The sequence below is a fragment of the Burkholderia sp. THE68 genome (assembly GCF_009938265.1).
Lineage (GTDB): Bacteria > Pseudomonadota > Gammaproteobacteria > Burkholderiales > Burkholderiaceae > Caballeronia.
On sequence record NZ_AP022315.1, the window covers coordinates 1,816,813 to 1,829,586 of the forward strand.

Below are 12,774 nucleotides of genomic sequence, written 5' to 3' on the forward strand. Positions count from 1 at the left end.
CGAAGAGGAATCGGCGGCATTCACAGCGGTTTCGGGCTCCAGTAGTTCAGCGCGGCGACGAGCGACGGCCAGCGGGAACGCCGCGGCACGACGCGTTTTTTCGGTTGCGATGCGCGCGGCGGACGGCGTGTCGCCTCCTTCGGCGCCTGCGCGGTCGCCTCGCTCCAGGCGTGGCGTGTCGTTTCGATCACCTTCGCGGCGTTCGCCGATATAGCGCAACGCTCACCCCGCGCGGTTTTCCCGCTCGCCGGGCGCTCCGCGCTCGCCGTACCGATGGCGGTGAAATCGTTGGTCATGTCGTCGGGCCTCCCGTTGTGCCCCAAATCGTGCTTAACGTCGTGCGAGTCATTGTATTGAGAATCATTCTCACCTACAAGCGGGATTTTCGACACGGGTCAGCACTGCGGGAAAGCCCTGCCCGCGCGGGATTCAGGGATGAATCAGGCAGCGGCGCGCAGAAAGCGCGACAAAATGCCCGACGAGTAAGTCGCGGCGATGGACGTGAGGAATTCGGCGAAGGACGCGGGCGCGGCGGCGTCGGCCGTATCGGAGATGGTGCGAACGACCGCGCATGGCACGTCGTGTTCGTAGCAGACCTGCGCGATGGCCGCGCCTTCCATTTCGACTGCGAGCGCGTCCGGCAGCGCGGCGCGCAACGCGATGAGCGCTTCGTGGCTCGCGATGAAGCGATCGCCGCTCACGATCATCCCGCGATGCACGCGCGGCGCGGCCACGGCGAAACGCTCCGACAATGCGCCGCCTTCCTGCGCGATGAACGCATCGGCGGCGGCGGCGAGCGCGTCGGACAGCGCGCGGTCGGCGTCGAAACGCGCGCGGTCGAGCAGCGGCACCTCGTAGCGCGGAAACAGCGGCGACGCATCGAGATCGTGCTGCATCAAGGTATCGGCGATGACGACATCGCCGACTTGCACATCCGCGCGCACGCCGCCCGCGACGCCGGTGAAGACGATCGCATCGGCATCGAACACGTGGATGAGCGCGCTGGCGGTCGCGGCCGCCGCCACCTTGCCGATGCGCGCCAGCGTGACGACCGCCGGCCGGCCGTACGCGTCGCCGAGGTAGTATTCGCGCCGCCCGAGCGTAACCGTGCGAACCTCGCCCGCCGCCCGCATCTGCGCGATGAGATCGCCCAGTTCCTGCGGCAGCGCCGCCATGATGCCGAGCCGCGTCATTCGACGGCCTGCAGCTTCGCGACCGCCAGCGCGAGCCACTTCTCGCCGTGGCGCTTGAAGCGCACTTGCGCGCGCGCATCGCCGCCGGAGCCTTCGAGCGCGGTCACGGTGCCTTCGCCGAACTTCGTGTGGAACACGGCCTGGCCGACCTTGAAGCCGGACTCCGCCGCGCGCTGCTCGTTCGCGAATGCGGGCAGCGTCGCGCTCGCCTGAACGCCGCCGTAGGACGAGGAACCGCCGCGCTCCTGTCCGGGCCGCGCGAACCAGTCGCGGCCCCAGCCGGCGTTGTCCGCGCGTCCGCCCCAGCGCGCGCCCGCCTCGACCTTCGGCGTGAGCCACTTGAGCGAGCCTTCGGGCAATTCGTCGAAGAAGCGCGAGCGGATGTTGTAGCGCGTCTGTCCGTGCAGCATGCGGCTTTGCGCGAACGACAGATAGAGCCGCTCCTTCGCGCGCGTGATCGCCACATAGGCGAGCCGCCGCTCTTCCTCCAGCCCGTCGGTTTCCTGCGCGCTGTTCTCGTGCGGAAACAGGCCCTCTTCCAGCCCGGTGATGAACACGGCGGTGAATTCGAGACCCTTCGCCGCGTGCACGGTCATCAGTTGCACGGCGTCCTGTCCGGCCTGCGCCTGGTTGTCGCCGGCTTCGAGCGATGCATGCGACAGGAACCCGGCGAGCGGCGTCATGGTGTCGGGATTCTGCGCGGGGTCGGCGATGCCGGGCGCGTCGAGCACTTCGATCTCGCCGTCCTCGCTCACCGCCGCGATTTCCGGCGCGGCGGTCGCGCCCGGACGCAGCGGGATCGAGCGCGCGGGCGTATCGAGGCCGTAGCCTTCCTCGCTGACGAACGCCGCAGCCGCGTTCACGAGCTCCTGCAAGTTCTCCAGACGATCCTGGCCTTCGCGCTCGGTTTCGTAGAACGCGGCGAGACCGCTCGCGCGCACCACATATTCGACCGTCTCCGGCAGGCTCATCTGCTGCGTTTCGGCGCGCATCTTCGCGATGAGCGTCGCGAACGCGCCGAGGCTCGAGCCCGCCTTGCCGGTGACGTACGGCACGGCCGCCGCCATCGAACAGTTATAGAGACGCGCGGCGTCGGCCACTTGCTCGATGGACCGCGCACCGATGCCGCGCGTCGGGAAATTGACGACGCGTGCGAACGCGGTGTCGTCGTTCGGGTTGTCGATCAGGCGCAGATACGCGAGCGCGTGCTTCACTTCCTGCCGCTCGAAGAAGCGCAGGCCGCCATACACGCGATACGGAATGCCCGCGTTCACGAGCGTATGTTCGATGGTCCGCGACTGCGCGTTGCTGCGATAAAGCACCGCGACTTCGCCGCGCGACAGACCCGTATTGATGAGCGCCTTGATTTCCTCGACGATCCAGCCCGCTTCCTGCGAATCCGTCGCGGCCTCGTAGACGCGCACCGGCTCGCCGTGGCCCGCGTCGGTGCGCAGATTCTTGCCGAGCCGCCGCGAGTTGTTCGCGATCAGATAGTTCGCCGTGTCGAGAATATGGCCGTGCGAGCGGTAGTTCTGCTCCAGCTTGATGAGATTGCGCACGCGGAATTCGCGCTCGAAATCGTGCATGTTGCCGACGTTCGCGCCGCGAAACGCGTAGATCGACTGGTCGTCGTCGCCGACCGCGAAGATCGCGTTGTGCTCGCCCGCGAGCAGCTTGAGCCACGCGTATTGCAGCTTGTTGGTGTCCTGAAACTCGTCGACGAGAATGTTGCGAAAGCGCGCCTGATAGTGCGCCCGCAGCGGCGGATTGTGCGCGAGCAGTTCATGACAGCGCAGCAGCAATTCCGGAAAATCGACGACGCCTTCGCGCTGGCACTGCTGGTCGTATGCGTCGTACAGTTCGACGAACTTGCGGTTGAACGCATCGGTGGCGTCGACGTCCTTCGGACGCAGGCCCTGTTCCTTCGCGTTGTTGATGAAGTACTGCAGGTTCTTGGCGGGATACTTTTCGTCGTCGACATTCAGGCCCTTCATCAGACGCTTGATGGCCGAAAGCTGGTCGGACGTATCGAGGATCTGGAAGGTCTGCGGCAGTCCGGCGTCGCGGTAATGCGCGCGCAGCATGCGGTTGCACAGGCCGTGAAAAGTGCCGATCCACATGCCGCGCGTGTCGATCGGCAGGAGCGCGGAGAGACGCGCCATCATCTCGCGCGCGGCCTTGTTCGTGAAGGTGACGGCCAGCACGGTCGGCGGCGACGCGTAGCCCTGCTGGATCAGCCACGCGATACGCGTGATGAGCACGCGCGTCTTGCCGCTGCCGGCGCCCGCGAGAATGAGCGCGGGCTCGTTCGGCAGCGTCACGGCGGCGAGTTGTTCGGGATTCAGATTCGCGAGCAGGTCGGGCATGAGGGAAAGTGCGACGGCAGAAAAGCGGGCCAGAGAAAACTCTGGCGGCGGGCCGATCATTATAAGACCGCGCCGATGGCGGCGTCGGGCGCCATTGAGCGCCGTCGGGACGCTGGCCGAACGGCCAGGCGCGCGCCGAATTAGTCCGGCGGCCCGCCTCGAACCTTATAATTGGGGATTCCCCCGCATTTTTTCACGCTTTTTTCGGCAGATTCCACAATGAGCGACAACACGCTTGCCAAGAGCTTCGAGCCTCAAAACATCGAGTCCCAATGGGGCCCGGAATGGGAAAAACGCGGGCTGTCCGCCCCCACGTTCCAGGACGGCGCGAAGAATTTCTCCATCCAGTTGCCGCCGCCGAACGTCACCGGCACGCTGCACATGGGGCACGCGTTCAACCAGACCATCATGGACGGCCTCACGCGCTATCACCGCATGCTCGGTGAAAACACGCTGTGGGTGCCGGGCACGGACCACGCGGGCATCGCGACGCAGATCGTCGTCGAGCGTCAGCTCGATGCGCAAGGCATCTCGCGCCACGATCTCGGCCGCGAGGAATTCCTGAAGCGCGTGTGGGCGTGGAAGCAGCAGTCCGGCTCGACCATCACGAATCAGGTGCGGCGTCTGGGCGCGTCGATCGACTGGTCGCGCGAATACTTCACGATGGACGACAAGATGTCGGCCGCCGTGCGCGACGTGTTCGTCACGCTCTACAAGCAAGGGCTCATCTATCGCGGCAAGCGGCTCGTGAACTGGGACCCGGTGCTCGGCACGGCCGTGTCGGATCTCGAAGTGGTGAGCGAGGAAGAGAACGGCAGCCTGTGGCACATCCGCTATCCGCTGCCGGACGGCTCGGGCCATCTGACGGTCGCGACGACGCGCCCCGAAACCATGCTCGGCGACGTCGCCGTGATGGTGCATCCGGAGGACGAGCGCTATCAGCATCTGATCGGCAAGACGGTGGTGCTGCCGCTGTGCGATCGCGAGATTCCGGTCATCGCGGATGACTATGTGGACCGCGAGTTCGGCACCGGCGTCGTGAAGGTCACGCCCGCGCACGATTTCAACGACTACGCCGTCGGCCAGCGCCACAAGCTGCCGCAGATCGAGATCCTCACGCTCGACGCGAAGATCAACGACAACGCGCCCGAAAAGTATCGCGGCATGGACCGCTTCGATGCGCGCAAGCAAGTGGTGAAGGATCTCGAAGCGCTCGGCCTGCTCGAATCCGTCAAGCCGCACAAGCTGATGGTGCCGCGCGGCGACCGCACGAACGTGGTCATCGAGCCGATGCTCACGGACCAGTGGTTCGTCGCGATGAGCAAGGCAGCGCCGGAAGGCACGTTCAATCCGGGCAAGTCGATCACGGAGACCTCGCTCGATGTCGTGCGAAGCGGCCAGATCAAATTCGTGCCGGAGAACTGGACCACCACGTACTATCAGTGGCTGGAAAATATCCAGGACTGGTGCATCTCGCGTCAGTTGTGGTGGGGCCATCAGATTCCGGCGTGGTACGGCGAGAATGGCGAGATCTTCGTCGCGAAGACGGAAGACGAAGCCCGCGCCGATGCGAACGCGCAAGGCTACACAGGCGCGCTGCGCCGCGACGAAGACGTCCTCGACACGTGGTTCTCGTCCGCGCTCGTGCCGTTCTCGTCGCTCGGCTGGCCGAACGAGACGAAGGAATTGCAGGCATTCCTGCCCTCGTCCGTGCTCGTGACGGGTTTTGACATCATCTTCTTCTGGGTCGCCAGAATGGTGATGATGACCACGCATTTCACCGGCAAGGTGCCTTTCGACACCGTCTACGTGCATGGTCTCGTGCGCGACGCCGAAGGCCAGAAGATGTCGAAGAGCAAGGGCAACACGCTCGACCCGATCGATATCGTCGATGGCATCGACCTCGAATCGCTCGTCGCGAAGCGCACCACGGGTCTGATGAACCCGAAGGCCGCCGCCCAGATCGAGAAGAAGACGCGCAAGGAATTCCCCGAAGGCATTCCGTCGTTCGGCACGGACGCGCTGCGTTTCACGATGGCATCGATGGCTACGCTCGGCCGCAACGTGAACTTCGACCTCGCGCGCTGCGAGGGCTATCGCAACTTCTGCAACAAGCTGTGGAACGCCACGCGTTTCGTGCTGATGAACTGCGAAGGCCACGATTGCGGCTTCGCGAATCCGGGCGCGTGCAAGCCGGGCGATTGCGGCCCCGGCGGCTATACGGACTACTCGCAGGCCGACCGCTGGATCGTCTCGCTCCTGCAGCGCACGGAAGCAGAAGTCGAGAAAGGCTTCGCGGATTATCGTTTCGACAACGTCGCGAGCGCGATTTACAAGTTCGTGTGGGACGAGTACTGCGACTGGTATCTCGAACTCGCGAAGGTGCAGATCCAGACCGGCACGCCCGAGCAGCAGACGGCGACGCGCCGCACGTTGTTGCGCGTGCTGGAAACGGTGCTGCGCCTCGCGCATCCGATCATTCCGTTCATCACGGAAGCGTTGTGGCAGAAGGTCGCGCCGCTGACCGACGCATTCCCGGCGGGCGCGAAGGAAGGCGATGTGTCGATCATGACGCAGCCCTACCCGCGTCCCGAGCCGAAAAAAATCGACGAATCCGCCGAACAGTGGGCCGCCGAACTGAAATCCGTCATCGATGCGTGTCGTAATCTGCGTGGCGAAATGAATCTGTCGCCCGCGGTGAAGGTACCGTTGCTCGCGCACGGCGACGCGGCGCGCCTCACCGCGTTCGCACCGTATGTCGCCGCGCTCGCGCGTCTCTCCGAAGTCAAGATCATCGACGACGAAGCCGCCCTCGACAAGGAAGCGCATGGTGCGCCGGTCGCGATCATCGGCACGAACAAGCTCGTGCTGAAGGTCGAGATCGATGTCGCCGCGGAACGCGAGCGTCTGACGAAGGAAGTGGACCGCCTCACTGCCGAGGTCACAAAATGTAACGCGAAGCTCGGCAATGAAAGCTTTGTTTCAAAAGCGCCCCCCGCTGTCGTTGAACAGGAGCGCAAAAGGCTGGCAGAATACGGAACCACTATCGAGAAGCTGCAGGCCCAATTATTGCGTCTGCCGGCTTGAATTGGAGGTTCGATTCATCGATCCGCTCCGTTTGTCTCGACGTTCTAAATGATTTAAGAGGATCAGGGTCACATGCTAAAAGTTACCAAAGCGGTTTTCCCCGTCGCCGGTCTGGGTACGCGGTTCCTTCCCGCGACCAAGGCCAGCCCGAAGGAAATGCTGCCAGTCGTGGACAAGCCGCTGATTCAATACGCGGTCGAGGAAGCGATGGCCGCCGGCATCACCGAAATGATCTTCGTGACTGGTCGCAGCAAGCGCGCGATCGAAGACCATTTTGACAAGTCCTACGAAATCGAGGCGGAACTCGAGGCGCGCGGCAAGGACAAGCTGCTCGAACTCGTGCGCAGCATCAAGCCGAGCCACGTGGACTGCTTCTACGTGCGTCAGGCCGAAGCGCTCGGTCTCGGCCACGCGGTGCTGTGCGCGGAGAAGCTCGTCGGCGACAACCCGTTCGCCGTGATCCTCGCGGACGACCTGCTTTACGGCAAGCCGCCCGTGATGACGCAGATGATCGAAGTCTTCGATCACTATCACAGCTCGGTGATCGGCGTGGAAGAGATTCCGGCGGAGGATTCGAAGTCCTACGGCATCATCGACGGCAAGGAGTGGGAAGACAACATCTTCAAGCTCGCGGGCATCGTCGAGAAGCCGGAACCGGCGGTCGCGCCGTCGAATCTGGGCGTGGTCGGCCGCTACGTGCTGAAGCCGCGCATCTTCGATCACATCCGCGCGCTGAAGCCGGGCGCGGGCGGCGAACTGCAACTGACGGACGCCATTCAATCGCTGCTGTCGGATGAGCAAGTGCTCGCGTACAAGTATCACGGCACGCGTTTCGACTGCGGCAGCAAGCTGGGCTATCTGAAGGCGACGGTGGAATTCGCGCTGCGCCATCCGGAAGTGAAGGCGGATTTCGAGGAATACCTGCGCAATCGCGCGCCGATTCTCGAAGGCTGAGTCGCTGGCCGAAACGGCTGAAAAAAATGCCCGTCACCTGCGTGACGGGCATTTTTGTTTTTGGGCGCAGCTTGCGGGAATCAACGTCGACGCATCAGGAAAGTGAACGTCTTGTCCTGCGTTGTCACTTCGACGATCTCGTTGCCGGTCTGCTTGGCGAAGGCCGCGAAATCGCGCTGCGATCCTGGGTCGGTCGCGAGCACCTTCAGAATTTGACCGCTCGTCATGTCGGCGAGCGCCTTTTTTGCCCGCAGAATCGGCAGCGGGCAGTTGAGCCCGCGCGCGTCGACTTCTTTGTGAACTTCCATCGCGATTTGCATCCTTTTGCTTGACTGACTGGTGTCCCGTATTGGGAGATTCTAGCGCAGGGTCAGGCTGGCAGCAGCGCCGCACCGTTTGCACCTGCAGCCAGTGGCGGCACTTCCGATTTCGGACCTATCTGGTTCATACGTGCGCGAAACACAGTTAGTTTGCTCTGCTTGTCTTCCAGGAATACAACAGAGGCGTCTCGGATGCGCATCGACGAACAGCCACTCCCGTACTACAAACGCAACCGTTTGATCTGGCGATGGTCCTATCGGGACATCGAAGATGGATGCAGGCCCGTTCACGGCGTCGCGCTTTCGATGGACCGCGCGCCCCCGAGCTTGTCGAATGCAGTAGCGAAGAAGTCCGAGCCTCGAACGCCATTGCGTCGTGAGCGAGACCCTTTGGATGTGATGTTGGAAGACATCGCAACCGTGGTCGGTGCGTTCAGACGCTTCAAGACGTGGCTCGACACGCCCGATCCGCCGAAACCACCCAAACCGGCACCTGAGCAGCAAACGGCGCCTCCCTTCGACATCCAGGAGATTCCCGGCGCGATGCGACGAGAGCTCATGCCGGTCTCCGCCAGGTTGATGGAACGATGGTTTGCAGGCGAGCTCAATTTTTCGCCAACGGATCCCGACGAAAAAGCCGAGATCGATCAGAATGGCAAACCGTATGCCGCGAGCATGTACGATACGACAACCATCAAACTCGACTGGGTGTTGAGCTATCAGAGCGCGAAGGATCGCTACGATGACCTTGTGACATCGCGCATTAAAACGCCTAATGCCGTGAACGCGCTGAGAACGATCTTGCGGCGTTATAACCTGCCCTCTTTCACGCTTGATGCGTGGCAGATTGTGTGGTAACTCACTACCCACGCTCCATCAGCAATTTCAGTTTCAGCTTGCTAATGTCGGCAGTTCGCTCGACCAGAAAATCGGCGCACTTCTGGAGGCCAATGTCCACAACAACGGCGTACCGACTGACCTGACGGGCGCCTTGGGCTCGTTCAATATCTATGCGGCTATCGCATTCGCGACCTTCAACGATACGGGAACCGAAGCGTATGTTTCCGGGATTTACGTGTACATCAAAGACAACTACACCTTTTCCAGTGAGCCGGATTCCGTTTCACAGTATCTGGGGCACTGGAGTGCGAAAGGCGTGATCCGCCCATCAGAGTACTGTTATGACTCGGTTGGCAAAAATGATGAAATGGGTGGCGGCCCTGTTCACGGTCGGCTTTGTTTCTATCTGCCTGATCAGATTCGGCTTTCGCCCCACAGGCCGCGATTGCGTCAGACAAGGTTCGCCCGACGGCGCTTACATCGCCGAGCGCTGCCTGCTCGAATGGCGACCGGGAGGTAATTCCGACTATCAAGGCAGAGTCTACGACAGCAAATCTGGCGTACTTCTCGTCGAGCGAACTTTTAGCACGCCAGTGCCTGATTTGTCGTGGTCAGAGGACAGCGTGGCATTTTCTCGGGGCGGCGACGAATCCTCCTTCGTAACATTGCCTCCGACTTGGTTCGATCGCCTGAAAGCTGCAATCCTTTGAATGCACTCCTCTTGTCCTTCGAGACCCATTCCATTTGCGAGCCGCAAAACACCCCTGTGCAGCACGTAACGAAGCCCGTCGATACCACGACGAGTCACAGGCACTCATCGGCCAGACCCTGACGCTCGAAGCGCAACCACAACTGGTCGTCGGTTAAAGACCCGCATCGACCGATGCCGGCCTCGGGACAATCACAACTCCACCGCCCTCCCACTTTCATAAGCCTGCCGCATCGCGATACCGATGCGCGTCGCTTCCCTTGCATCCGCAAGCGTCAACCCCGTCGGCGTGCCGTCCCCGAGCAGCGCCACGAACGCCTGCGCCTCGCGCAGAAACGCATCCTCGAAACGCTCGAAAAACGTCGGTGTGCATGCGTTGCGCATACCGTGCTTATCAGCGATTTCGACGCGATTCGCACGCGGATTGCGCCCCACCGACAACGCGCCCGCCGTGCCGATCACCTCCGTCTGCGTATCGTGGCCATGCGCCATCGTGCGCGACGCGTAGAGCACCGCAAGCCGCCCATCCTCGAATTCGATGGTGCCCACGCCGTTATCGATGTCATTGCACTCGCGCAAGCCTTCGTGAATTGCGATCGTGCCGCTCGCATACACGCGCCTGGGTTTCGGATTGCCGAGCAGCCAGCGCGCGAGATCGATGTCGTGCACGCTGCAATCGAGAAAGAGCCCGCCCGAGGTCGGCGCGAAACGCACGAAAAAGCCGTCCGGATCGTTCTTGTCGCACGTCTGCGAGCGCACCATGAACGGCCGGCCGATCGCGCCCTTCGTCACGCTGTCGAACGCATCGCGATAGCTCGCGTCGAAGCGGCGCACGAAGCCGATCATCACGTGCAGATGCGGATGGCGCGCGTGCGCTTCGATCACGGCATCGCATTCTGCGAGATCGAGCGACAGCGGCTTCTCGCAGAACACATGCTTGCCCGCGCGCAACGCCGCGATGATCTGACTCGCGTGCAGCGATGTCGGCGTGACGAGCCATACGGCATCCACCGAAGCATTGGCGAGCAATGCATCGTAATCCTCATGAATCGAGAGTTCCGAAAACTTCGCCCGCGCCCACTCGCGCTCATCCGTCACCGGACTGCACGCCGCGACGAGCTTCGCACCCGGCACATGCCACGCGAGATTCTCCGCATGACGCCGCCCGAGCCTTCCGAGCCCGACGATACCCACGCGCACCGGATTCATGCCGCGCTCTCCCCAAGCCTGACGATGCGCTTCTCGCGCCACGACAGCGTGGCAGCTTCGGCGAGCTCCAGCGCCTTCAATCCATCCGCGACCGTGGTACGCACCGGCTTGCCCGTCGTGACGGCATCGAAGAAATGCGCGATTTCCGCCGCGTACGCCGCGCGATAGCGTTCGAGAAAGAACGCCTCGGGCTTGTCGCTCGACACCGCCGTCGTCGTGTACGCGGTGACTTCGGTCGGCCGCACGTTGCCCGCCTGCAGCATGCCCAGGCTGCCGAGCAGTTCGAAGCGCTGATCGTAGCCATACGCCGCGCGCCGCGCCGTGTTGATCTGACACAGGCGCCCGCGCTTCGTGCGGATCGTCACGGCAGTCGAATCGATGTCGCCCGCATCGGCGATGGCGGGATCGCTGAGACAACTGCCCGTGGCGTGCAGCGTGTCGGCTTCATCGTCGAGAATCCAGCGGAAGATATCGAAGTCGTGGATCAGCATGTCCTTGAAGATGCCGCCCGAATGCCGGATGTACTCGACAGGCGGCGCGCCCGGATCGCGGCTCGTGACGACCAGCATCTCCGGATCGCCGATCTCGCCCGCGTCGATGCGCGCCTTCAGCGCGGAAAAGGTCGGATCGAAGCGCCGCTGAAAACCGATCATGCAGACCACGCCGGCCTTCGCCACCGCATCGGCACACGCGCGGGCGCGCTCGATCGTCAGATCGACCGGCTTCTCGCAGAACACATGCTTCTTCTGCGCCGCCGACGCCAGGATCAACTCCGCATGCGTGTCCGTGCTCGAACACACGACCGTCGCGCCGACGGAAGCATCGCCCATCGCGCCATCGACATCGGCGACGCTCGCGCCATGCGCTTTCGCGAGCGCGGCAGCCGCGTCGCGGTTCACATCGACGACATATTTCAAACGCACGCCCGGCTGCCGCGCGAGATTGGCCGCGTGAATCTTGCCGATGCGTCCTGCGCCGAACACCGCCACATCAATCGTCATAGCCACCTGTCTCCTTGGATTCCTCGACATTCAACTCGAGCCGGTACGCAAGCGCGATGAACAACGCCTGGCACAGGCAAATGGTGCTCGTGAGCGAACGGAACGCGAATGCGCTGCCCTCCTTCACGAACAGACTCGCGCTCGCGTGTCGCGCGAGCGGCGAAAGCTGGCTATCGGTGATGACGAGGGTCTTCGCGCCATGATGCTGCGCGGCGCGCACGCAATACTGCGTCTCCTTGCCGTAGGGCGCGAAGCTGATCGCCACCACCACGTCCCCCTTCTTCACGCTGCGGACCTGCTCGCGGAACATGCCGCCGAAGCCCGAAATCAGATGCACGCGCTTCTTCGTGTGCTGCAATGCATAGACGATGTAACTCGCCACCGCGAACGAGCGGCGCACGCCGATCACGTAGATGTTTTCGGCCTGCGAAAGCATCTCGACGGCGGCATCGAACTGCTCGTCGTCGAGACCGGCTTCGAGCTCATCCAGACCCGTGCGGCTCGCGGCGATGAACTCGCGCGCCACCGACACGCCCGACGCCTCGCCCGCCTTCTCGTCGATGAGCTTGCGAATGCGCTGCTGATAGCTCTGCTGCGAGCCGCCGGCGCCCGTGTACGCCTGCCTGAAGACGGCCTGCAAGTCCGAAAAACCGGAGAAACCGAAGCGCTGAGCGAACCGCACGACAGCGGACGCATGCACGCCGCACGCGCTCGCGATATCGCTCGTGCGGTCCATCATCACACTCTGGCGATGTTGTTCGATGTAGGTCGCGACGCTCTTCAACTGGCGCGGCAGCGAGTCGTACGCGTCGGTGATTCGCTGCATCAGTTCGTCGACGCTCTGGACTTCGGTGCTGGTTTCATCCATTTCGGTGGCTCAGTGTGCGCGCTCCGATGACGAGCGCCGTGGAACCGATTATAGAAACGCGGCAAGCAAATTGGAATGTATTTTCCATTTGTCGCACACATAAAATTTCTATTGCAGACCACCAAAAACTGACCTACTCTTGGTCCTGAGCACGACACCGCCACGACCCGTACGGTGCCGGCTCGCGAAAACATCACACCAAACAACAACCGAGATAGGTGGAGACA

11 protein-coding genes and 1 pseudogene are annotated in these 12,774 nt (G+C 62.7%); 5 read left to right on the forward strand and 7 right to left on the reverse strand.

The window, feature by feature from the left end; translation table 11 throughout:
- Nucleotides 1-20: 20 nt before the first annotated feature.
- From BTHE68_RS08595 to BTHE68_RS08605, 3 genes are all read right to left on the reverse strand, one after another.
- On the reverse strand, nucleotides 21-296 hold the full coding sequence (locus BTHE68_RS08595; RefSeq protein ID WP_162065969.1) for a hypothetical protein: 276 nt from the start codon (nucleotides 294-296) through the stop codon (nucleotides 21-23).
- 144 nt (nucleotides 297-440) lie between these two features.
- Complete coding sequence (locus BTHE68_RS08600) at nucleotides 441-1,193, reverse strand: 5'-methylthioadenosine/adenosylhomocysteine nucleosidase (RefSeq protein WP_162065970.1); 753 nt, start codon at nucleotides 1,191-1,193, stop codon at nucleotides 441-443.
- Nucleotides 1,190-3,559: a UvrD-helicase domain-containing protein gene (locus BTHE68_RS08605; RefSeq protein WP_162065971.1), complete on the reverse strand. Its 2,370-nt coding sequence runs from the start codon at nucleotides 3,557-3,559 to the stop codon at nucleotides 1,190-1,192. The genes BTHE68_RS08600 and BTHE68_RS08605 overlap by 4 nt, the downstream gene beginning before the upstream one ends.
- Nucleotides 3,560-3,778: 219 nt before the next feature.
- Between BTHE68_RS08605 and BTHE68_RS08610 the strand changes: the two genes are divergently transcribed.
- Both BTHE68_RS08610 and galU read left to right on the forward strand, forming a co-directional pair.
- The gene (locus BTHE68_RS08610) at nucleotides 3,779-6,646 is read left to right on the forward strand and encodes a valine--tRNA ligase (RefSeq protein ID WP_162065972.1); all 2,868 of its coding nucleotides are present in this window, start codon (nucleotides 3,779-3,781) and stop codon (nucleotides 6,644-6,646) included.
- A gap of 72 nt (nucleotides 6,647-6,718) precedes the next feature.
- A complete protein-coding gene (gene galU, locus BTHE68_RS08615) occupies nucleotides 6,719-7,600 on the forward strand; it encodes a UTP--glucose-1-phosphate uridylyltransferase GalU (protein WP_061180103.1) in 882 nt (293 codons plus the stop codon).
- A gap of 80 nt (nucleotides 7,601-7,680) precedes the next feature.
- On the opposite strand, the gene BTHE68_RS08620 is transcribed toward galU, so the two are convergent.
- Complete coding sequence (locus BTHE68_RS08620) at nucleotides 7,681-7,908, reverse strand: sulfurtransferase TusA family protein (RefSeq protein WP_061180102.1); 228 nt, start codon at nucleotides 7,906-7,908, stop codon at nucleotides 7,681-7,683.
- A 204-nt stretch (nucleotides 7,909-8,112) separates the two neighbouring features.
- Between BTHE68_RS08620 and BTHE68_RS37155 the strand changes: the two genes are divergently transcribed.
- The 3 genes and pseudogenes from BTHE68_RS37155 (at nucleotide 8,113) to BTHE68_RS08630 (ending at nucleotide 9,470) form a co-directional block, all read left to right on the forward strand.
- A complete protein-coding gene (locus BTHE68_RS37155; RefSeq protein ID WP_162065973.1) occupies nucleotides 8,113-8,778 on the forward strand; it encodes a DUF6402 family protein in 666 nt (221 codons plus the stop codon).
- Nucleotides 8,756-9,061: pseudogene (locus tag BTHE68_RS37240) on the forward strand (DUF6402 family protein); the annotation flags it as partial. The gene BTHE68_RS37155 and the pseudogene BTHE68_RS37240, both read left to right, overlap by 23 nt.
- Nucleotides 9,062-9,101: 40 nt before the next feature.
- Nucleotides 9,102-9,470 (forward strand): hypothetical protein, encoded by a 369-nt coding sequence (locus BTHE68_RS08630; protein ID WP_162065974.1) that lies wholly within the window; start codon nucleotides 9,102-9,104, stop codon nucleotides 9,468-9,470.
- Between the two features lie 191 nt (nucleotides 9,471-9,661).
- Here the strand turns inward: BTHE68_RS08630 and BTHE68_RS08635 are convergent, their stop codons facing one another.
- From BTHE68_RS08635 to BTHE68_RS08645, 3 genes are read right to left on the reverse strand one after another with little or no spacing between them, the layout of a single operon-like run.
- A complete protein-coding gene (locus BTHE68_RS08635; RefSeq protein WP_162065975.1) occupies nucleotides 9,662-10,678 on the reverse strand; it encodes a Gfo/Idh/MocA family oxidoreductase in 1,017 nt (338 codons plus the stop codon).
- Entirely contained in the window at nucleotides 10,675-11,679 is a 1,005-nt protein-coding gene (gene iolG, locus BTHE68_RS08640) for an inositol 2-dehydrogenase (RefSeq protein ID WP_162065976.1), read from the reverse strand. The genes BTHE68_RS08635 and iolG overlap by 4 nt, the downstream gene beginning before the upstream one ends.
- Nucleotides 11,669-12,547: a MurR/RpiR family transcriptional regulator gene (locus tag BTHE68_RS08645; protein WP_061180099.1), complete on the reverse strand. Its 879-nt coding sequence runs from the start codon at nucleotides 12,545-12,547 to the stop codon at nucleotides 11,669-11,671. The genes iolG and BTHE68_RS08645 overlap by 11 nt, the downstream gene beginning before the upstream one ends.
- Nucleotides 12,548-12,774: the final 227 nt, after the last annotated feature.